General features: G+C 37.6%; 17 protein-coding genes and 1 tRNA gene. 5 read left to right on the plus strand and 13 right to left on the minus strand.

Features of this window, described 5'->3' with window-relative positions; all coding sequences use genetic code 11:
• Positions 1 to 65: 65 nt before the first annotated feature.
• Positions 66 to 812 carry a copper homeostasis protein CutC gene (locus PZ892_RS05320; protein ID WP_277712308.1) on the plus strand — a complete coding sequence of 249 codons (747 nt, stop codon included), beginning with the start codon at positions 66 to 68 and terminating at the stop codon, positions 810 to 812.
• Between the two features lie 100 nt (positions 813 to 912).
• On the opposite strand, the gene PZ892_RS05325 is transcribed toward PZ892_RS05320, so the two are convergent.
• Complete coding sequence (locus PZ892_RS05325) at positions 913 to 1092, minus strand: spore protein (protein ID WP_094258275.1); 180 nt, start codon at positions 1090 to 1092, stop codon at positions 913 to 915.
• A 31-nt stretch (positions 1093 to 1123) separates the two neighbouring features.
• Positions 1124 to 1194 (minus strand) — tRNA-Cys (locus PZ892_RS05330).
• Positions 1195 to 1496: 302 nt separating this feature from the next.
• Between PZ892_RS05330 and PZ892_RS05335 the strand changes: the two genes are divergently transcribed.
• The 3 genes from PZ892_RS05335 (at position 1497) to PZ892_RS05345 (ending at position 3898) form a co-directional block, all read left to right on the plus strand.
• On the plus strand, positions 1497 to 2135 hold the full coding sequence (locus PZ892_RS05335) for a porin family protein (protein WP_277712310.1): 639 nt from the start codon (positions 1497 to 1499) through the stop codon (positions 2133 to 2135).
• 196 nt (positions 2136 to 2331) lie between these two features.
• Positions 2332 to 2976: a porin family protein gene (locus PZ892_RS05340; RefSeq protein ID WP_182499010.1), complete on the plus strand. Its 645-nt coding sequence runs from the start codon at positions 2332 to 2334 to the stop codon at positions 2974 to 2976.
• Between the two features lie 286 nt (positions 2977 to 3262).
• Positions 3263 to 3898, plus strand: coding sequence for a porin family protein (locus PZ892_RS05345; RefSeq protein WP_277712313.1), 636 nt, complete (start codon positions 3263 to 3265; stop codon positions 3896 to 3898).
• A gap of 265 nt (positions 3899 to 4163) precedes the next feature.
• On the opposite strand, the gene rpsJ is transcribed toward PZ892_RS05345, so the two are convergent.
• From rpsJ to fsa, 7 genes are all read right to left on the minus strand, one after another.
• Positions 4164 to 4469 carry a 30S ribosomal protein S10 gene (gene rpsJ, locus PZ892_RS05350; RefSeq protein ID WP_013667229.1) on the minus strand — a complete coding sequence of 102 codons (306 nt, stop codon included), beginning with the start codon at positions 4467 to 4469 and terminating at the stop codon, positions 4164 to 4166.
• 77 nt (positions 4470 to 4546) lie between these two features.
• Entirely contained in the window at positions 4547 to 6670 is a 2124-nt protein-coding gene (gene fusA / locus PZ892_RS05355; protein ID WP_182499008.1) for an elongation factor G, read from the minus strand.
• Between the two features lie 127 nt (positions 6671 to 6797).
• The gene (gene rpsG / locus PZ892_RS05360; protein WP_094258280.1) at positions 6798 to 7265 is read right to left on the minus strand and encodes a 30S ribosomal protein S7; all 468 of its coding nucleotides are present in this window, start codon (positions 7263 to 7265) and stop codon (positions 6798 to 6800) included.
• A gap of 15 nt (positions 7266 to 7280) precedes the next feature.
• A complete protein-coding gene (gene rpsL / locus PZ892_RS05365) occupies positions 7281 to 7694 on the minus strand; it encodes a 30S ribosomal protein S12 (protein WP_002993550.1) in 414 nt (137 codons plus the stop codon).
• A gap of 225 nt (positions 7695 to 7919) precedes the next feature.
• Complete coding sequence (rnr, locus tag PZ892_RS05370) at positions 7920 to 10049, minus strand: ribonuclease R (RefSeq protein WP_182499007.1); 2130 nt, start codon at positions 10047 to 10049, stop codon at positions 7920 to 7922.
• Positions 10050 to 10586: 537 nt separating this feature from the next.
• A complete protein-coding gene (locus PZ892_RS05375) occupies positions 10587 to 11051 on the minus strand; it encodes a transcriptional repressor (RefSeq protein ID WP_277712320.1) in 465 nt (154 codons plus the stop codon).
• An 86-nt stretch (positions 11052 to 11137) separates the two neighbouring features.
• Complete coding sequence (gene fsa, locus PZ892_RS05380) at positions 11138 to 11797, minus strand: fructose-6-phosphate aldolase (RefSeq protein ID WP_094258283.1); 660 nt, start codon at positions 11795 to 11797, stop codon at positions 11138 to 11140.
• Positions 11798 to 12071: 274 nt separating this feature from the next.
• On the opposite strand from fsa, the gene PZ892_RS05385 reads away from it, so the two are divergent.
• Complete coding sequence (locus PZ892_RS05385; protein ID WP_094280415.1) at positions 12072 to 13301, plus strand: MFS transporter; 1230 nt, start codon at positions 12072 to 12074, stop codon at positions 13299 to 13301.
• Here PZ892_RS05385 and PZ892_RS05390 read toward each other — a convergent pair.
• The 4 genes from PZ892_RS05390 to PZ892_RS05405 form a co-directional block, all read right to left on the minus strand.
• Positions 13268 to 13720 (minus strand): retropepsin-like aspartic protease, encoded by a 453-nt coding sequence (locus PZ892_RS05390; protein WP_182499006.1) that lies wholly within the window; start codon positions 13718 to 13720, stop codon positions 13268 to 13270. The genes PZ892_RS05385 and PZ892_RS05390 overlap by 34 nt on opposite strands.
• Positions 13721 to 13742: 22 nt before the next feature.
• Positions 13743 to 14687, minus strand: a complete 945-nt coding sequence (locus PZ892_RS05395; RefSeq protein WP_277712322.1) for a malate dehydrogenase — start codon at positions 14685 to 14687, stop codon at positions 13743 to 13745.
• 132 nt (positions 14688 to 14819) lie between these two features.
• Positions 14820 to 17144, minus strand: coding sequence for a BamA/TamA family outer membrane protein (locus PZ892_RS05400; RefSeq protein WP_277712324.1), 2325 nt, complete (start codon positions 17142 to 17144; stop codon positions 14820 to 14822).
• On the minus strand, positions 17110 to 22383 hold the full coding sequence (locus PZ892_RS05405) for a translocation/assembly module TamB domain-containing protein (protein ID WP_277712325.1): 5274 nt from the start codon (positions 22381 to 22383) through the stop codon (positions 17110 to 17112). The genes PZ892_RS05400 and PZ892_RS05405 overlap by 35 nt, the downstream gene beginning before the upstream one ends.
• Positions 22384 to 22628: the final 245 nt, after the last annotated feature.

The raw sequence follows: 22628 nt of genomic DNA on the forward strand, positions 1-22628 counted from the left end.
ATTGATTTATTGTGAATTAAAATTTCACAGGCTTTTTAATCTACCAAATGGATATATTTGAATCTATGAAGGAAGTCAAAATAAATGGGATTGAATTGGAAATATGTGCCAATTCAATTTATTCAGCTAATCAAGCGCAACAAGCAGGTGCAAGTAGGGTAGAGCTCTGCCAAAATTTAGAAAATGGCGGAACAACACCTTCCTATGGACAAATCAAATTGGTAAGAAATCAACTCCATATTGGTGTTCATGTTCTGATAAGACCTAGATCTGGTGACTTCCTCTATACCGATGATGAATTTCAAGAAATTATTGAAGATATCCGATACTGTAAATCTGTAGGTTGTGATGGCGTAGTGATCGGAGTCTTGAATGCTGACGGATCAGTTGATAAGGAAAGAATGCAAGTTTTAGTCACTGAGGCTAAACCTATGTGCGTGGTATTCCATAGGGCTTTTGACCGCTGCAATGATCCTCAACAAGCACTGGAGGATATCATTGGACTAGGATGTGACCGTATTCTAACCTCTGGACTACAAAATACTGCTTGGCAAGGTAAGGACCTCCTGAAAGAACTAATTGAACAGGCAAATGGAAGAATTGAAATTATGCCTGGCTCTGGTGTTGATGCAAGCAATGTGAAGGAAATATTAAATTATACCAAAGCAACAAGTATTCACTCTTCAGCCAAAGTGATAGTGCCTTCGAAAATGATATTTAAGTCAAATTCAGTAACTGGAATGGATGAAGATGAAATCTACAGTTCGAAAGAGAAGGTAGCTGAAATAATTACTGCAATCCAAAGTATGTAGAATAAAATTATGTCCATTTCTTTAATGGATTTTAATAAAAATCAATCATAAAAAAAGCCTGTAGAACTTTCTACAGGCTTTTAATATATTGTCTCGAACCTTATTTTGCGTCTGCAGAAAGGTTATCTAAGATTTCATTGTTCTTAGTGATTTGGCTGTTCTTTGGCATTTTGCTTTTTGAACCTGGTTCAATATTACGGCCAAGCTTTAAAAACTGTACTTCAACGCGTGCAACAGTTTTATTTCTTCTATCTTTTCTTTTTAAACGTGTAACTCCCATTGTATCAAATATTTTTTTATTGTTATTAACGAGGTCGGAAGCGGATTCGAACCGCTGTAGGAGGTTTTGCAGACCTCAGCCTAGCCACTCGGCCATCCGACCCTTTTACCTTTACAGGCATGCAAAAATAGGATTAAATTTTAAAATAAAAAAATCCTTTTTCGCTTTTTGTTTAGGTATTTCCAAATCACCCCTATAATCCCTTGATTTAGAATTTAATTAATCAAAATGGAATTTACTTTTTTAAAATTATAAGTCAATATGCTAAAATTATCCTATTGAATATCAGTGAATTGCGATAACATTAGCTATAGCAGAGGTAATTTGGTCTAAACTTTGCAAGACTTCGGTGTCTCTCAAATAAAAATTTTTAGAGAGCTTTTGTTAAGATAAAAATTATAGATATGAAAAAATTACTACTTTCATTTGGCGCTGCACTTTTATTAGCAGCTGGAGCTCAAGCTCAAACTAGTTACGGCTTAAAAGCTGGTGTTAACTTAAGTAAATACAGTGGATTAAGCGGTGCATTAGATGAGAATCAAAAAAACAATGTTTCTTTCTATGTAACAGGTTTTGCTGATATCCCTGTTGCTCCTCAATTCTCAATCCAACCTGGTGTATCATTACAAGGTAAGGGTTCTAAATATGAGGAAAGTGGCGATAATGCTAGCGGAAAATTAACGCAAAATGTAATGTCCGTTGAAATCCCAGTAAATGCTGTTTACTATATCCCTGCTGGATCTGGTCAGGTATTCTTAGGAGCTGGTCCTTATGTAGGATTTAACGTTTCTGGTAAACAAAAATGGGAAGGTGGAGCTTTCGGACTTGAAGGTTCTGGAGACCGTAAATTGAGCTTCTCAGGTGATGATAAAGATATGAACCTGATCGATGCTGGTGCTAACTTTATGGCTGGTTACAAATTCAATAATGGTTTGTTAATCAATGCTGGTTATGGTTTAGGTTTATCTAACCTTAATCCTGACTCTGATGGAGATAAATTAACTAACCGTACATTATCATTCGGTTTAGGATTCCAATTCTAAGTAAATGTTAGGAGGCTTTAAGCCTTAGTGAATATAAAGGCGACCCATTTAGGTCGCCTTTTTCTTTTCCCAAAACAGAACAATAGGTCAATCTCCAAATGATTTGCTAAAACTTCTATATAAAACTTCATAAACTGGCTTAAACTTTGTAAATTAATTATAATTCAAATATTAAATAATAAAGTAATAAAAGCTGATGATGAAAAGAATGTGGATTACCTGCGTAATCGTTGGATTTGGAATGTTCAAAACCCAAGCTCAAATTAGTTATGGGGTCAAAGCCGGATTGAATCTAGCCAATTACTCCCAAGTTGCAGATGTACTCCAAAAATATCAAAAAAACAACCTATCTTATTTTGTAACTGCTTATGCAGATTTTCCAATTACTTCTCAATTCTCTATTCAACCTGGTATTTCCCTTCAAGGAAAGGGGACTAAATATTCTGGAGAAGCCGAAGGTCTTGAATTTGCCCTAACACAAAATGTAATGTCCCTTGAAATTCCGCTTAATGCTGTATATTATTTCCAAACGGAACCGGGTCAGCTATTTATAGGTGCCGGGCCTTATATCGGATTTAACGTTTCAGGAAAACAGCATGGAGAAGGAGCATTGAACCAGATGTTCACCGGCAGTTCTACCCGCAAGATGACATTCTCAGGTGAAGATCGACAAATGAACCTGATCGATGCCGGATTGAACTTCTTAGTAGGATATAAATTGAATAATGGAATTTTATTTCATGTTGGCTACGGACTTGGTTTATCTAATTTATCCCCGGATAAAGATCAAAAGAATAGCTCTAACCGAGTGATCAATTTTGGAATTGGATTCCAATTCTAACAACTCATACAGTATTATTCGAAAAGTCTGTTCATTTATGAACAGACTTTTATGTTGTTATGCTCTGGAAAATGTTTTTTTATTTAATGTTTGCCAGCAAACATAAACCATCACCTGGATAATCCTTGAATATTATTAGATAAGTTAAAATTATACGCATTAATTTTTCATTTACTACCTTTTATTTAACTGTTGATTGTGAAAATTTGTTAATTAACTAGTTGATAACATATTGGATTGCTTTAGATATCTAGTTTTGATATATAATCTAAAAAAAAAATTAAATATGAAAACAATTTTATCTTCATTGGCGGTTGTTGCACTAAGCATTGGTGCAGCAAATGCTCAAACGACCTATGGTCTTAAAGCTGGAATGAACTTTGGGAAAATAACCAATTTTGATTCCCAAAAATTAAAGCCTTCTTATTTTGTTACTGGTTTTGCTGATATTCCTTTATCTGGAAAATTTTCTATCCAACCAGGAATTTCCTTGCAAGGAAAAGGAACAAGAATAGAAGATGAAATACCCATTTTCCAACAGAGATCCACTACGACAAATAAATCTGATCTCAATTTAATGTCCATTGAAATCCCTGTCAATGCGGTTTATTATGTTCCTGTCGGGAATGGCGATATTTTTCTTTCAGCTGGTCCTTATTTAGGATACAACATCAGTGGAAAAATAAAAAACAGCAGCTCAAACTCTAATACAACCAGGTCTGAGGATGTTTCCTTTAGCGGAGATAATAAAATGATGAATCGCTGGGACGCCGGAATCAATTTTGCAGTAGGGTATAAGCTCTCTAATGGTCTATTGATCCAAGCCGGCTATGGATTAGGTTTATCTAACTTAAATGCCTCCGAAAACTCCAAAAAATTCTCCACGCGTACAATGAACTTTGGAATTGGTTACCAGTTTTAGAGAAGGTAGATTTGAGTATTGAGATGTGAGATTTGAGATATTATGGGTAATATTGGGTTGTTTAGAGAGTTTTAAGTGTTGAAATTTGAGATATTAAGGGTTAAATATCGGTCCTTAACTTATGTTGAGTTTCGAGATTTGAGATTCTCAAGAAATCTTATCCTTCTTTCAAATTTCTCAAATCTCACATCTCCCATCTCATATCTTGAAAAAAACAAAAGCCCATTTTTCAATGGGCTTTCATGTTTTTTTCAAAAGAAATCTATCACACTTTGATTTCAACTTCAACACCTGAAGGTAATTCTAATTTCATCAACGCATCAACAGTTTTTGAGTTAGATGAGTAGATGTCTAACAATCTCTTGTAAGAACATAATTGGAATTGCTCACGTGCTTTTTTGTTAACGTGTGGAGAACGTAAAACGGTATAGATTTTTTTCTCAGTAGGCAATGGAATAGGTCCACTAACAACTGCACCTGTAGGTTTTACTGTTTTTACGATTTTCTCAGCTGACTTGTCAACCAAGTTGTAATCGTATGATTTCAATTTGATTCTGATTCTTTGGCTCATTATATATTTTGTTTTTAAGATGACCCCTGGTTAGAGCTATTTACAACCAGGGATCGGTTTGTTTTTATTCGAATGAATTAGTCTTCGATTCCTTTAACTTTTCCTTTTGACTTCGCAATTACGTCCTCTTGAACGTTACGAGGTGCATCAGAATAGTGATCAAATTCCATTGTAGATGTTGCACGACCTGAAGTAATGGTACGTAATTGTGTTACATATCCAAACATTTCTGAAAGTGGAACTAATGCTTTGATTACTTGTGCTCCGTTACGTGAATCCAAACCTTGCATTTGACCACGACGACGGTTTAAGTCTCCCATTACATCACCCATGTTCTCTTCTGGTGTCAATACTTCTACTTTCATGATAGGCTCCATTAATACTGGAGAACATTTAGGAAGTGCTTGACGGTAGGCCATCTTCGCTGCTAATTCGAAAGATAATGAGTCTGAATCGACTGCGTGGAATGAACCATCAATCAAACGAACTTTCATACCTGACAATTGGTAACCAGCTAAAACACCATTCTTCATGGAAACTTCAAATCCTTTTTGAACTGAAGGAATGTATTCCTTAGGAATAGCACCACCAACAATCTCATTAACGAATTGAAGAGGGTTTTTAACTACATCCCAATCCTCATCTGCAGGAGAAATAACAACTTTGATATCCGCGAATTTACCACGACCACCTGATTGCTTTTTGTAAACTTCACGGTGTTCTGTAGATCCGTTGATAGACTCTTTGTATGCTACTTGTGGAGCACCTTGGTTAACCTCTACTTTGAACTCACGTCTCAAACGGTCAATTAAGATATCTAAGTGAAGCTCACCCATACCTGAAATAACTGTTTGGCCAGTATCTTCGTCAGTTTTTACTACGAAGGTTGGATCCTCCTCAGCTAATTTGTTAAGTCCGATACCTAATTTATCAACGTCAGCTTGTGTCTTAGGCTCAATCGCTAAACCAATTACTGGCTCAGGGAATACCATTGACTCAAGAATGATTGGGTTTTTCTCGTCACATAAAGTGTCACCAGTTTTGATGTCTTTGAAACCAACTACAGCACCGATATCTCCAGCTCCGATTCTTTCAATAGGGTTTTGTTTGTTCGCGTGCATTTGGAAAATACGAGAGATACGCTCTTTGTTTCCTGAACGAGTGTTCAATACATAAGAACCAGCATCTAAGAATCCTGAATATACACGAGTGAAACACAAACGACCTACGAATGGGTCAGTAGCAATTTTGAAACCTAATGCAGCAAATGGCTCAGCTTCTGATGGCTTACGAGAAATCTCTTCACCTGTACGTGGGTCTGTACCTTTAACAGCTTCTTGATCCAATGGAGAAGGCAATAACTCCATAACGAAGTCAAGCATAGTTTGAACACCTTTGTTTTTGAAAGATGAACCACAAACCATAGGAACAATAGCGTTATCTAAAACAGCCTTACGTAAAGCGTCTAAGATTTCGCGCTCTGTTAATGAATCTGGATCATCAAAGAATTTCTCCATTAATGACTCATCATATCCAGCAACAGCTTCTAATAATTTTTCACGGTATTCTGCAACCTCATCAAGCATATCATCAGGAATTGGAACTTCAGTAAAGGTCATCCCTTTATCTGCTTCATTCCAAACGATACCACGGTTGTTGATTAAGTCAACAACACCAGTGAAGTTGTCCTCAGCACCGATAGGTAATTGAAGCGCTACAGCTTCAGAACCTAACATATCTTTTACTTGCTTAACTACTTTTAAGAAGTCAGCACCAGAACGGTCCATTTTATTTACGAAACCAATACGTGGAACTTTGTATCCATCAGCTAAACGCCAGTTAGTCTCTGATTGTGGCTCAACACCATCAACAGCAGAGAATAAGAATACTAACCCATCTAATACACGTAATGAACGGTTTACCTCTACAGTAAAGTCAACGTGTCCAGGTGTATCAATTACGTTTACTTGGTATTTTTTGTTACGGTAGTTCCAAAATACGGTTACAGCTGCAGACGTAATCGTGATACCACGCTCTTGCTCCTGTGCCATCCAGTCAGTCGTAGCAGATCCTTCGTGAGTCTCGCCTAACTTGTGGTTTACACCTGAGTAGAATAAAATACGCTCTGTAGTTGTAGTTTTACCAGCATCGATGTGTGCAGCGATACCAATATTTCTTACTAATTTTAAATCTTTTGCCATGTTTTTTATTGCAGTTTGCCTATTGGCTGATTGTTATTTCTTTTGAAATAAATACACCGACTTTGATAATCGAAAAAATCTATTATCTAAAGTCGGTGTAAACATATTTGATTCTTTTTGTTCAAAATTAGAATCTGAAGTGTGAGAACGCTTTGTTAGCTTCCGCCATCTTGTGCGTATCTTCTTTCTTCTTAACAGCAGCACCTTCACCTTTAGAAGCTGAAATGATTTCTCCCGCTAATTTCTCAAACATAGTTTTTTCACCACGCTTGCGAGCATAAGAAATTAACCATTTCATACCTAAAGCGATCTTGCGCTCAGGACGAACTTCCATAGGTACTTGGAAGTTTGCACCACCAACACGACGAGATTTAACCTCTACCGCTGGCATTACATTGTTAAGAGCTTTTTTCCAAGTCTCAAGACCATTCTCTTGAGTCTTTTGCTCTACTAATTCAACTGCATCGTAAAAAATTGAATATGCGATAGATTTCTTTCCATCAAACATCATGTTATTTACGAAACGTGTTACCTGAACATCGTTAAACTTTGGATCAGGTAAAATGATTCTCTTTTTGGGTTTTGCTTTTCTCATTTTCTTTTCCTCCGTTTATTTTTTCTTACCTTTTGCTGGTGCAGCAGCTGCTTGTCCTGGTTTAGGACGTTTTGTTCCGTATTTAGAACGACGTTGGTTACGACCCGCAACACCGGAAGTATCTAATGCACCACGAATAATGTGGTAACGAACTCCTGGTAAGTCCTTAACACGACCGCCACGAATTAATACGATCGAGTGCTCTTGTAAGTTGTGGCCTTCTCCTGGGATGTAAGCATTCACCTCTTTACCGTTTGTTAAACGAACGCGAGCTACTTTACGCATTGCTGAGTTTGGTTTTTTAGGGGTAGTAGTGTATACACGTGTACACACACCTCTTCGCTGTGGACATGAGTCCAACGCTGGTGACTTACTCTTGTCTACCAGAGCTACTCTACCTTTTCTAACTAATTGTTGAATAGTAGGCATTTACCTGTTTTTCTTATTTGTTTTTGTTAAAAAATGTTTTTAAGTCCGCAAAGATATAAAGAATAATCTAAACTGTAAAGAGTTGTGTGTTAAGTTTTTTAAAATATTTTCGCTTTCCCGAAATTTCCAACCCCATTCACCCTAATCCCATGCCCCCAACAACTAAAAATGCTCCCTAATCGCTTAAGGAGCACTCGTTTAGACCCAAAGTCTTCTTTTTATTTCTTAACTCAATAAGGTGAAGTCAATCTGCCTCTTCTCTAAATCTACTTTCTTTACCTTGATCTGAACCTCATCTCCTAATTGATATACTTTCTTCTTCCTTTGTCCTATAATTGCAAAGTTCTTCTCGTCCAACGTGTAAAAATCATCCGTAATGTCTCTTAATCGAACCATTCCCTCACATTTGTTCTCCTCAATTTCTACATACATACCCCATTCCGTAACTCCAGATACAAGACCTTTGTATTCAACGCCAATTTGGTCCTGTAAGTACTCCGCTTGTTTGTATTTGATCGATGCTCTTTCTGCCTCTGCTGCCTTCTTCTCCATTTGGGAGGAATGCTCAGACATCTTTTCGTAGTGATCAGCATTTACTTTTCTGCCGCCATCTAGATAAAATTGAAGTAATCTATGGACCATCACATCCGGATATCGACGGATAGGGGAGGTGAAGTGAGTGTAAAAATCAAATGCTAATCCATAATGGGAGCTCTTCTTCGTTGTGTAAATAGCCTTGGCCATCGAGCGAATTGCTAGGGAGGTTAATAGATTTTGTTCTTTGGATCCTTCAATTTTTGTTAATAAAGAATTTAGGGATTTCGCAGTTTCCTTGTCGGTCTTGATGCTTAGGCGGTGCCCAAACCTCGAAGCGAATTGTGAAAAGCTTGTCAAGGTCTCCGGATTAGGAACATCATGGAATCTATAAACAAATGGAAGTTTGTTTTTCCCTTTGCCCATTCTACCAATAAATTCTGCAACCTTTCGGTTTGCCAAAAGCATAAAGTCTTCAATCAATTTATGAGCTTCTTTTCTAACCTTGGTGTAGACCCCGGTGGGTTTTCCATTTTCATCAAGGTTGAATTTTACCTCCTCGGATTCAAAACTGATTGCTCCAGCTTTGAATTTACGCTCGCGTAAAATAAATGCCAGCTCATTCAATTTTAAAATCGGTTCGGATAATTCATCCTCTTTTCCTTCAATAATCTCCTGTGCTTGTTCATAGGAGAGTCTTCGGTCTGAATGAATTACCGTTCTGCCAAACCATTGATCATGGACATTGGCCTTTTCATCCAATTCAAAAACGGCCGAAAAACACAATTTGTCCTCATTCGGACGTAAGGAACATAAATTATTGGATAATCTTTCTGGGAGCATCGGGATAACTCGGTCTACCAGATAAACTGATGTGCCTCGTTCAAATGCTTCCTTGTCCAAAGTAGAGTCCGGAGTGACATAATGGGAAACATCCGCAATATGGACTCCAACTTCGTAATTCCCGTTTTCTAATTTTTTAAATGAAATAGCATCGTCAAAATCCTTGGCGTCTGCCGGGTCAATCGTAAAGGTGGTTGTGTTTCTGAAATCATGACGTTTTGCAATTTCCTCTGCGCTGATAATATCGGAAATGGAATTTGCAGCGTCCTCAACAGCTTTAGGGAATTCTAGTGGAAAGCCAAAGTCCGCTAGGATCGCGTTCATTTCTGTGTTGTTCTCACCTTTCTTACCTAAAACACTCTTCACCGTTCCAATCGGATTTTTGGCGTTTTTAGGCCACTCCAAAATAGAGACCAAAACTTTCTCCCCGTTTTTCGCACCATTCAGGTTGTCTAAGGGAATAAAAATATCATGTAGCATTTTCCGGTCGTCGGGCTGGAAGAATGCATAAGTTTTTGAAATATCAATGGTACCTGTAAAATCTGTCTTCGCACGCTGTAAAATCTCTACAACTTCACCCTCTCTTTTTCGACCTTTCTTTCGCTCATAAACATGGACCTTGACGATGTCATTATGTAAGGCTTGTCTTAGTTTTCGAGGGGCTACATAAATGTCACTTTCAGTATCATCTTCCGGAACAATATATGCCGATCCATCAGCAGTCATATCGACCTTTCCGGTCACATAAACATGAAGCTGTTTGAGCTGAAATTTTCCACGCTCGGGTTGGTTGAATTGTCCCGTCCTGCTGCCATCCGTGAGGATGTCCGAAATGGTGACTTTTGAGTCCGTATCTGTGATGTTTAATTTGGCTGCGACTTGCTTATAGTTAAGTGCGGTGTTTCCTGATTTTTCAAATATGTCAACGATCAGTTGGGTTAAAACTTCTTTGTAAGGATTCTCTTTTTTTGATTTCATATGCTGTCGTTTTGTCTGTTCCTTCAGCTGTCTTTTCTTTTATGAAGGATAGGGGAGTGGTCAAATACAAGGGCTATTTTACTTGCCTGATTTTGCTTATCCAAATCCCCGAATCTAATATACTGAAATCTCTCCATTTTTGATTCATTACACAAAATTTGAAGTTTAAAAATTTGAGTTCATTTTAAAATGAATAAATAATTTTATTTAGCTTAATTAAGTATCTGATTTTTAATAAAATATATTGTATTTGCTAAAACAAAAATTGTCTATATTTTTTGTAAACTATTGATTAATAGATGTAAATGAGAAAAGATAGGTTTTAGATGCTATTTTGCTAAACTATTTTATATTATATTTATGTATACTTGAATTTTTGTAAGTTCCTATAAAATAGAGTAGTAAGAATGTTAAAACTAAAAATTAGCAAGAAAAATAAAATTGGTTTAGCAGGTGGTTTTTACTCAAAAAAATTGCTCTTGAATTTCCAATGTACTTTTGAAATTCAAGAGCAATTTATATAAAATTTATGAAATATTACGATGATTTTTTATTGCAATTGTCGCAAATTCCCACAGCATTGATGGCAATGGAATGTAAAGAAAAGTCTTTGGGCAACTTGATTTTTGGAAGCGCAATTTCATCAAGACAGTAGACAGAATTGCAGACTGAACAAATGAAATGTACATGTTGATCATGGTGATGATCCGCCGAACATCGGGTCGAACAGATCGCGTAAGTCGCTGTCCCATTCAGGTCAAAAACCTTATGAAGAATTCCTTTTTCTTCCAGGCTGGCAAGAATTCTATAGAGAGTTACACGGTCGATTTCAGACCCTAAAATCTTCTCTAATTCTGGTTGTGAAATCGCTGAAATTTTTGTCGATATTATGTCCAAAACTCGCAGTCTTGGTTGGGTGACTTTTAGTTGATTTGCCTTTAATAATTGGCTGTATTCTTCTAGTTTTTCTGGAGCCAATTCCGTACTCATATCCGCTTTCATGCTATAAATTTACGCATTTAAATCGGGTATAAAAAAAGCCTCCAATTTCAAATTGGAGGCCCTATATTTTCTCAGGAAAATTCTAATTATTTACCTGCCGCTTTCGCATGGTCAGCCAAGAATTGAGCTAAACCGCTATCCGTTAATGGGTGTTTTAATAACGCTAAAATCGCTGATAATGGACCAGTCATAACGTCTGCACCAATCTTAGCACAACCTAAAATATGTGCACTGTGACGTACTGAAGCCGCTAAAATCTGTGTTTGAAAACCATAATTATCGTAAATCTCACGGATTTCCTCGATTAATCCTAAACCATCAACAGAAATATCATCCAAACGACCAATGAATGGAGATACATACGTAGCACCTGCTTTCGCAGCCAATAAGGCTTGACCAGCCGAGAAAACTAACGTACAGTTCGTTTTAATGCCCTTTTTGCTGAAATATTTAATTGCTTTTACACCGTCTTTAATCATCGGAACTTTAACAACAATCTTGCTGTCCAAAGCAGCTAAAGCTAAACCTTCCTTAATCATGCCTTCGTAATCTGTAGAAATTACCTCTGCACTAACGTCCCCATCAACGATTTCGCAAATCGCTTTATAGTGGTTGATTACATTTTCATCGCCAGAAATACCTTCTTTCGCCATTAAGCTAGGATTGGTAGTTACTCCGTCTAAAACGCCAAGGTCTTGAGCTTCTTTGATTTGTTCAAGGTTTGCGGTATCAATAAAAAATTTCATGATAGTATTTGAATTAATTTGTTTTGTAGAATTCTCTATTATCCTTTTGGATATGCAAAGGTAGTTATATTGTTTTAAGAATTGAAGTTATTGACCTCTAATCCAATTTATTTATCTGATTTTTAATCTAAATTCTGTCCATTTTACAACAATTCTTGCCCTTCCATTGTTATCAATAGTGAATTGTAATATTTTATTCACGCTTTATTGGATTGTTCTCTATTTGAATTTCAATCCTTTATATTTATCTCGCTGTAACAAGAATTCGCATTTCATGCAAATATTTAGATCCCTAAAGTACCCAAACTATCGATTACATGTAATTGGGCAGTCGATATCCCTGTTGGGCACCTGGATGCAAAGAATCGCCATTAGCTGGCTCGTTTATCAACTTACTAACTCTGTCTTTTGGCTCGGATTTGTCTCCTTTATCTCCCTATTACCCTCGCTTGTCCTGTCTCCTTTTATCGGAGCATTTGTGGATCGCCACAAGAAATATAAACTCGTATTGATTACCCAAATAGGATTGATGATTCAAGCCGGTTTACTCGCGCTATTGGTCTATTTGAAGATGGAATCTGTACTTTATCTCTCCATTTTAGGCTTTATTCAAGGTGTGGTAAATGCATTTGACGTCCTGGGAAGACAAGCATTATTGGTCAATTTGGTCGATAATAGACGGGATTTACCGAATGCAATTGCCCTGAACAGCTCTATTTTCAATGCCGCTCGAATGGTAGGACCTGCAATCGGTGGTATTTTGCTCTCAACTTATGGGGAATTAGCTTGTTTTACACTCAATTTTGTCAGTTTTATCCCGGTTATCATCTGCTTATTGCTGATGAAAGTTACGGAACATGTTATTATTATCCCTAATGAATCCTCCTTTGAAGGACTCGTCAAAGGTTTCAATTATCTGAAAAGATCGCCCCATATTGCCTCCCTGATCATTATTTTGTCCATCTCAAGCCTCTTGGTTATTCCTTATACCTCCTTGTTACCCGCCGTGGCTAGGGAATTATTCCATGGTAATGAACAAACTTTTTCTTGGTTTGAAAGTGCTGCCGGACTAGGGGCAATGATTGGTGCAATCAACATGGCAAGGCTAAAAACTGGTGAAAATCTCCGTTATAGAATTATGTTCGCAGCCTTTTTTATGGGAATTTCTTTGGTTTTATTGGCATTTGCCCATTATTTACCCTCAGCCTTATTCTTTACAGGAGCTGTTTCTTTCTCCATGATGATGCAGAATTCTTCCATCAATACTTATATACAAACCCATGCCATGCCCGCCTACAGAGCAAGGGCAATGTCCTATTATGTGATGGCATTCCAGGGAATATTCCCGCTGGGAAGCTTATTAACTGGGGCAATTGCTGAAATTGTAGGCATAAAAAACACCCTCTATATCATGGGAGGGTGCGGAATGTTAATCGGAATAGGATTTTATATCTATTTAAGACTTCATATTCAACGTCGCTTATTCAAGTTTAATTTGCGTTGATTCAGCGTCAGTAAATTCTTACGATAATCAATCCGCGCACCGTAAAGCTTTAAAATATCTCCACCTAAAACCCCAATAACAGGGTCTAAACCTATCTGGTTATAGGCAAAATTTATTGAACTTAAATCCAATACAGCAGCCGTAAAGTTTTTTACTTGCCATTCCGCTAACTTTAAAATAGGAAGGGTAATCATAAAACTCTCCATTGTGTTGGTACCTAGACCGGTAGATAGGATATCGGTATTTAGAAACTCTTCCTCATTGATCCCTGAATTTAATAAGGTTTCTTTGTCTAACACGGTTTTGGAGGCTCCAGTGTCAATTACCATCTTGAATTTCTTGTCAAAAATCTCGATCTCAGTAATAATATGAAAGCCATCGGCCTGTAGACCGATGACTTCAAAAGGAATATTTTGCATTTATATTATAATCTTCTTTACGCTATTTCTTTATAACTCCCTCATCAAATAGCACCTGATTCATCTTTCTAACAGCTTCAGCACTTGCTTTAAACAGTTCTTCTTCTTCACTTGAAAGCTCCATCGGAACTATGCGGTCCCAACCTTTATTGTTAATGATGACAGGAACACCAATATTGATGTCTTCCTGACCATATTCACCTTCCAAATAAACCGACGCAGTAAACAATCTGTTCTGGTTATGAACAATACTTTCGACCATCGCAGCAGCTGCAGCACCTGGCGCATACCATGCTGAAGTGCCGATTAAGGCTGTTAAAGTCGCTCCTCCAACCATGGTTTTCTTAACAATTTCTTGCTCCTCTTCAGGAGTTAAAAAGTCTGAAACAGAGACACTATTCCAAGTCGCATGCTTGATTAATGGAATCATCGTGGTATCTCCGTGTCCACCTATAACGATGGCATTCAGATCATTCGCTGATGCATTTAACTTATCACTGATTTGATACTTAAACCGCGCTGAATCTAAAGCTCCGCCCATACCTATAATACGGTTTTTAGGAAGTCCACTCGATTTTAACGCTAAATAGGTCATCGTATCCATTGGATTCGATACAATTAATATGATAATATCCGGTGAATGCTTGATTAGATTCTCAACAACGGTTTTTACAATATTCGCATTGGTGCCAATCAATTCTTCCCGCGTCATACCTGGTTTTCTAGGAATTCCAGAAGTAATTACCGCCACAGATGAACCTGCCGTCGCTAAATAATCATTCGTAACACCTTTGATTTTTGCATCAAAGCCTAATAGGGCAGATGTTTGCATCATATCCTGTGCTTTTCCTTCTGCAAATCCTTCCTTGATGTCCAACAAAATGATTTCTTCAGCTACATTTTTTCTTACCAGATTATCAGCGGTCGTTGCTCCAACTGCCCCTGCTCCAACTACGGTTATTTTCATATAGTTAAGGGTTATGTTTATATCCATTAAATCTAACAAAAATTATCGTCAATTCAGGGAGAAAACGGTCAATTTAATGTAATTCAATAATTCCAACAAAAAAGAGCAACAAATATTTTGCTGCTCTTTTTCCTAGAATGGATAACCTATCGCTAAGTTGAAAACCAAATTATCTCTTCTCCAATCCCGGTCTCGAATATCGATATATTTGAAGACCCAACGATCATCCTTCGGACGATAGGGAACGCGGAATGGAATCGCAAAATCCGTACGGATAATTAGAAAATCTAAATCCAAGCGTAAACCCAAACCGCCACCTACAGCTAATTCACTTAAGAATTCCTTGCTGAACTGACCGCCCGGTTTATTTTCATCCTTATTTTGTAACCAAACATTACCAGCATCGATAAAGGCTGCCCAATGTAGCATACCCGCAATCTTTGCACGATATTCGGTGTTCAGCTCCAATTTAAAATCCCCAGTCTGGTCAGCAAAGAAATTCTCTTCCCCCAAATTCTCAGGTAATGAAGAACCAGGACCAACTGAACGCGCTCTAAATGCTCTAAGACCATTTGGACCACCAGTAAAATATTGCTTTAAATAGGGTAGGGAACGGGAATTTCCGTAAGAATAACTCGTCCCAATCATAAATCTCGATGCTAGAGTGGATGTCGGGGTTATCTTCAGATAATGCCTTAAATCCGCTTCCGCCTTGATAAATTGAGAATAAGCAGTTCCAAATAATTCCTTGATTTTTCCTTCTTTATAATTTGCCCCTTGGATCAATCCTAATATATTACCTGAAGTATTTAATCCCGCCTTGGCATAAAAGGTGTGTTTCTTGTTCTCCATGGTATTGGTGAAAGTGTACACATAGTTTGGACCAAAGGAAAATTGCGGATCTACAATATGCCTTAAGGTTGGCACCGTATCCATTTGTGCCCTATATTCATCTGAAATACCTCTTGGCTGAACGTAAATAATCTCCGCAAGTGTTAAATTATGATCCTTCTGTTGATTTTCCTTCCAGGCATATCCATAATTCAAGGTCATCGAATTCAAGGTGTAGGCAGTCCTTCGATTTAAAAACTCATATCCAGCTTTTAAGAATGTTTTTGGAATATATTGCTTGCTCGGAGCCCATTTATAAGGAGATAATAATCTTGGCCAGGTAATTCCTACTTCTGCACCATATCGAATATAACTCGAATTTAAGTTCACATTCCCACCTGTCTGCGTCTCATAACCACCAAAAACCGATAACGTTAGATTCTCAAAGCCTTTGAATGCATTTTTTAAAGTCCAATTGGCAGTTACTTCCGTACCATTATAAACCGCTGCAGTTTTTCCAACCAACTCTATACGAATGGATTTCTTATCCATTGGTGTTAAATAGTAATGTACATCCAAGTGATTGGCTGAATCTGGACTGTCCACAAATTCATTTTTTACAAATTTGAAGGTATTCAGGTTCACCAAGTGATTGATCGTCATATTATGGTTCCAACGATTATACATCGCTTCTGGTTCCAAAAATAGATGGTTTGCTAATACTTTCTTACGATATTTGTTCTGTGGATCAATGATATAAAATTTATCATCGTATTTTTCTACACTTCTAGGAACGCGGCGACGATTGCTACCACTGGTTTCTTTGTAGTCCGCAAATACATAAACATTTCCGATATGTTGCGGCTCCTTCGCTTGACGCGGTGTCTCCGGTTTTACGGTCATAAACATATCAACCTTATGATCCCCAATCGTACTATCAACCTCCACCAAAAGATGATCCGGACTAAAATAATAGTAGCCTTTATCCTTTAATCTCCCATCAATCCGGTCTCGCTCATTTAGAATAACGTCCAGGTTGTAATTGCTTCCCGGTTTTAATAAACTCTCATGCTTATGTTCCATAATAGATCTACCTAATCTGGAATTACTATCCACATCAAATTTGACCTCATTTATTCGATAAATAGGACCCGGAAATGCATCGTATTGAATGCTTGCCATCTTGCCGTCAATCAGGGTATCTGAAGTTACTCTCGCCGTGAAAAAACCTAGGTTCTCCATTTTATTACGTAGTAAATTTTCGTTGTATTCCCGATTGACATCGCTCAACAATACTGGCGCCTGACCTTGTTTTTTCAACCAACGACGAATGAAATTATTACTCGTATCTGGACCACCACCCATATTCCATAAACCAACCTTAAAATAAACTCCTAAAAACTTACTATTCGGTTTTGGCAATAAAGAACTCTCCAGATAGGTTTCAAATCCTTCCTTACGTTCCTTCGGAATCGTGTCATTATGAATGACAACATCCCCCTCTTTATAGAACTTATCGCCTTCAGCAATATATTTGGTCGGATTACAACTTGCAATCAATAATAACCCAAGGGAGCAAGCGAATAAATGCTTAATTTTCATGATTCCCTCCTTCCTCTTCTTCATTTTTAATAGCTGATCTATTTGGTTCAATTGTATTTTTTGAAGTATCTCTATTCGTACGATTGCTATCTATTGGTAGACTGCTACTATCTTGTTGCCTTTTCAATTCTAGCTGTTGTTTTTCTTTTTCTTGCTCCTCAATCCTTTTTCTGAATTCTGGACTATGCAACATTAAACTATCACGAATTACCAACCTTACGGAATCCCTATACACAGAATCTGTTTCCATCCGGTCCACATCAAATCTTCTTCTAAATCCGCGGCTTTCCGTATTATAATACTCCTGAAGAGCCTTGGAATTCATGAATAACTCCCTGAATCTGTTATAACTCATGTTGATGATAAATCCTATTCCTGTCTCAACAAACTGACCTTGCAAGGTGGCTTGGTATTGATTCTTACGATAAACCCGAGCAAAATAACGACCATCCTTCGATAATTGATAATCTAGGGAGATATCCCCTGCAATGTTGGATGCCTTTTCTCCTGGACGTGTATTCCCTTCAACCTCAAAATTGGAACCGATAGTTATCTTTAATCGATCATCAAACAACATTTTCGATATCCCAACATTCAAGTCTGTTCTGGTTTCCGCATTTCCTGTTAAATAATCTTCCTCCGAATTCAAGTTGAAATCCAATTCCACGCCTTTAATCAGGTTAGAAGCTAAATTGTTCAACTGTCCTGTCAGGAAGGAACTGACTGTACTTCTGACCATCGCCTCAGTTCCTCCTCCTGATAAACTCTCAAATGGATTCGCCGACATAAATCTACCCAATGCAATCAAGGAGAAGACCTGTTTGTTCAACTCTGCCGGGTCTTCCCGCATATTGGATAAGGCTATATTAACCTTGTTCACCACATCTTGCGATACAATGGCATTATCCTCATCAAGATCTATGTCGAAATTGATCTGTGGTTTGAATAATTCTCCTGTTAATTTCAATAATACATTGAATGGAACCCTTTGCTTATATAAGTTCTGGCTCTCGGAGGAAATTTGATTCTGTACCAATTCTAAAGTGGCGAATTTTCCGGAATATACCGCTGTAATATCCATCCTGGCATCCAATGGGTCTCCATTCCAGGTAATGGTACTTCCTTTCTGGAAACTAAAGTCCTTCGATATTGGTCCAAAGGAGAAGGTATAATCTCCTTTTTCTACCGTAAAGGTTCCTGACATGGTAATCTTGTCATTCGCATCAATACTGGTATTGATCTCCGCAACACCCTGAATATTGAGGGCATCCTGAGTACCTTCATCTAGTATAATCTTGAATTTCGCGTCCGGATCCGTGCTCAGGTTCAAGGCAATATCATATCCCGATAACTCACTGGATACCGTGGTCATCGAATCCAATTGCGCAAAAACATTCGCCCTGGCTGTGTCACTTTTATCCACAAATTTAACCACCCCCTCACGTTGTGCAATTCCCGGATCTTCATTCGGAACAATAAAATTAAACTCTGTCCGATCATTCGCCTTTACATTTCCATCTATCCGTGGTTTGTCCAAATTCCCGGTTATCCGAAGATTGGAAGTCACATACATCTTTCCAAAGAACAAGTCATTATCCAACCTAGTGGAATTCATGACCTCAAAGTCATCAGTGGTCAGGTTTAAATTGAAAATGAAATCGGTATAGGTCGTCGTTTTGATTGTACCGTTTAATCGAGCAACGTTGTTTTTGCTATCAACCAGATTAAATTGACGGAAGGTAATACCTTGATCGTTGAAATAAATCTTCTGATTATCCGCGCGCATATTGGAGTTCAACATGGAGGCATTGATAATAGCATCATGGAATGTTAATTCCCCATTTATTCGCGGTGCGGAAGTCGTCCCAGTAATTTTTAAAGTCCCTGATAAATCTCCTTGCGCATCCCGTAAATTACCTAAACTGAAGGCTTGAATGGTCTGCATCCGCATCGGGTTCAGATTTAAGGTCGCATCTATCTGCATATCGCCCTCTGGTGGTGAAATAACATCTCCCAAAAAGTGTACATCATTGCCGTTCTCCGTAATGCGTACATCTGCCGAATAGGTGTTCTCCTTAATATTATTGACCTTCAATGCCACATTACCAATGGTATCAGTGCCAAAGAAGAATTTATCAATTGTAAGATCCGATACAAAAACAGGGGAGGACTCAAAACGAGAAACCGTCGCGTTACCATTAATTCCACCGCCTAATTTTAAGGTCTCAGATTGAAGCATTTCGGTAATAGTCTCAATCCTAAAGTTGTTGAAATTAAGGTCAATAGGAGAGTTGGATGTCGAATCCTGCGATTGAATTCGAAGTTCCTGACCTTCATTGCTCAGGATAAATCCACTCGCACGAACCCCTTTTTCTCCAAAACTGATGATATTGTTTGGCTCGATGTCCCAATCCTCATAATTCAGCATTAATCCATCTTCCTTCAATGAGATATTATAGCTGTTGTTCGCTACTTGCATCTTCGCACCTAAATGGTACTGTTCCTTATCTTCCTTGTCCTTGATCCATAATCCAAAATCAACATTATTCTCTACCACACTACCACTCATCACTGTATTGCGTAACTCGATATTGTTGATCAGAATATGGCCTATCAAGGCATTATAATATAAAGTACTATCCGCTGTAATGATATCCACACCGACATTCTCAATCTCCGTACCGGCATAGGTGACCTTCGGCGCCAGTAACTTGGCCATCAAGGAATGATCAGCACTATTGAAGGTACCATCTAAAGTTACATCTTGTAATTCTTGTAACTCCGGTAAGAAGTCTCGGATAATCCTCGAACGATATAATCGAGCTGAAAACTCAAATTGCTGTGGCGAATACTCATACTTCTGTTTAATCCCGGAAGGATTGTAATAGGTTTGAATAATATCCGAGATGGAAGATCCCAACTCGGTCAATTTATAACTTCCAGTCAAATGCGCACTTAAAAACTCCGAGTTTAAGATTAAAGTGTTCTTTCCAGTGTCAGATTGGGCTGTCAATGAAACCGTATCCAAGGAATAACGGTCTTTTTCATAGGCAATTGAAGAGTTCGTCACTAATAGAGAACCATTCAGATTATCTAAGTCCAATGCTTCAAAATCTGCTGTAATTTTTCCATGATAACGAACATTCTGATCCATTAACTTCAGGTTCTTGAAGTTAATGCTATCAATCATCATCTCAGCATATAACTTAGGAAATTGGCCACGCATATCCGCTTGGATATTTGCATCCAAATCTATATTCGGATCGGGACTCTTGATGGTTCCGGCAATATCTCCTGAACGTGCCGTCAAATCAAAATTCACATCCTTATAACTATAACCCATGGCATCAAAACGGTTCAACGTTCCTAAAACATCCGCCTGCATGGTTTTTGGATTTAAACCCGTACCACTCACCTGAGCCTGAGCCGAAACATATCCAAGAACAGAGTCTTGTTTCAGGAATTCTCCCAAATTGAAGTTGTCAACCGTCACAAAAGCATTATAGGTGGTATCCCTGCCCATGTTCAATTTACCATTGACTGTAGCATTCCCCTGTTCTGTAATCAGCTTCATGTTGGTGTCAAAACCTTTCATCCCGCCTTTGAACGTACCTGTTAAACTAATGTTTCTAGGTAACTCAATGCTATCTGGTAATAAAGATGGAGCAATTAATTGTTTTAGATCATTTCTACCTGTAACCATTTTTTTAAGGTTCAGGTCGATATACATTTTTTCTACATCAGGTAAACCCTTGATATGCGCAGTGGCAATCACATGGGTATTGGTTAATGTCTTGAATTCAAATCGAGGAATTCGAAGGTCATTCAACTTACCCATTACCTTTCCGTCAATGTAGAATCTCTTGTTCATAAGAGGTTTCATTACCTCTTCTTTTTCAAGATCCGGAGCCAATAAACGGATATCCTTCATATCAATATGGCTCTTTTTGATATTCGCATTGATGGTCATTGCTGCTGGATTATTCGAAACAGCATCCAATGAAGGATAGGAGATGATTATCTCGTCCTGAATTAGGGTATTTGGCGTTTGAAGCAATAAGTCCTTGATCGTTGCGCCTGTATTTGTATAAACAAAATCACCCTTTAGTTGCTTTAAATTAAAGCCCGAATGATCTTTTATGGTAAATCCTTTCAAATCTCCCGAAATGGAATCTGTGGAATAGTATAGTTCATCAAGTGCACCCGCAATGTCAGTTAACTTCAAATTGAAATAATCAATTCCTTTGGTTCGAGCTTGATTATCATCCTTGAACCAAAAATTACTTTTCTCAATGGCTAATTTATCAACAGAAACTTTCCAGTTATTCGAACTACTGGTAGTATCAACCTTGTCATCAAAGGTGTGTTCACGAGTCGTTTTTCCAAATAAAACCTCGGAATCGGAATCTGATAGTTTAATCTCTTTTAATTTGACAAGTTCTTTATTTAAATCAATTTGCTCAATATTTCCTGCTAAATTCTTGATGTCGAATTTACTCTGCATATTGATGGCCTTGTCATCATACTTTATAAAGATGTTTTTTAAATCAATCGTCTTGATATCAATATTAGGTAGGAGCGAAGATTGTTCTACACTGGTACTTGTTATCCCAAAATCTGAAGCTTTTAAGGAGTCTTGGGAGGTAATGACTGCCCACTGTTTAATATCTGCGGACAATCCATCGATTTTTACATTTGGCATCCCGAAGGACATATTATTTGTTAAATCGAATTTTGAAACCCGTGTGTCAAATTTATTTAAATATATATTCGCTGATGTTCCAATGACATCATCTTTATAGACAAAATTGATTTTTTCGAACTGGACTTTGTCAATATCAAAAGTTAAAGCGGAAGTAGAGTCTGCAGTAGGCGTACTTTCTTTTTCGGAGGCAAAAGCGGCTACGATATAATCAAAATTAAAACTGCTATCAGGAAGGGTCCTGTTGATTTTTGCAGTAATACCTTTTAGCTGTAACTCATTAATCTCAACCGTGTTCTTCAATAATTTCCACATATTGATATCCACCATTAAAGACTCTCCAGCTATTAAGGTATCCTTTGATTTATCCGCAAAAAAGACATCGTTCAACTCAAGCTTTTTTGGGAAATTAATATAAATATGACCAATATCTACCTGAGTCCCAAGCTTGTTTTCTAAATAATTCGAAACCTTACCAACCACATAATTCTGTACAGATGGTAAACGGATAAGAAAAATAAGAAGTAAAAGTAAAGCAATTATGGAACCTATAATCCACAAGACAGTTTTTAATACTATTCGACCAAATCTATTCAAAGCCTGAAAAATATCCTTTTATATATAATTAATGTTGTATCTCTTACTAACAGCTATTTGCCACATTTGTTTATTAATAAATCAATTTAATCGCAGCATAATATCCTTGCAAATATAGACTTCTGAAAGGAAATTACGCTAGCTTTCTTTATTGTCTTTCGGTGAAATAAAGCAAAGAATGTACCGTATATTCTATTAATAATCAATTT

The organism is Sphingobacterium sp. WM (genome assembly GCF_029542465.1).
In the GTDB taxonomy this organism is placed as follows: Bacteria; Bacteroidota; Bacteroidia; order Sphingobacteriales; family Sphingobacteriaceae; genus Sphingobacterium; species Sphingobacterium cellulitidis.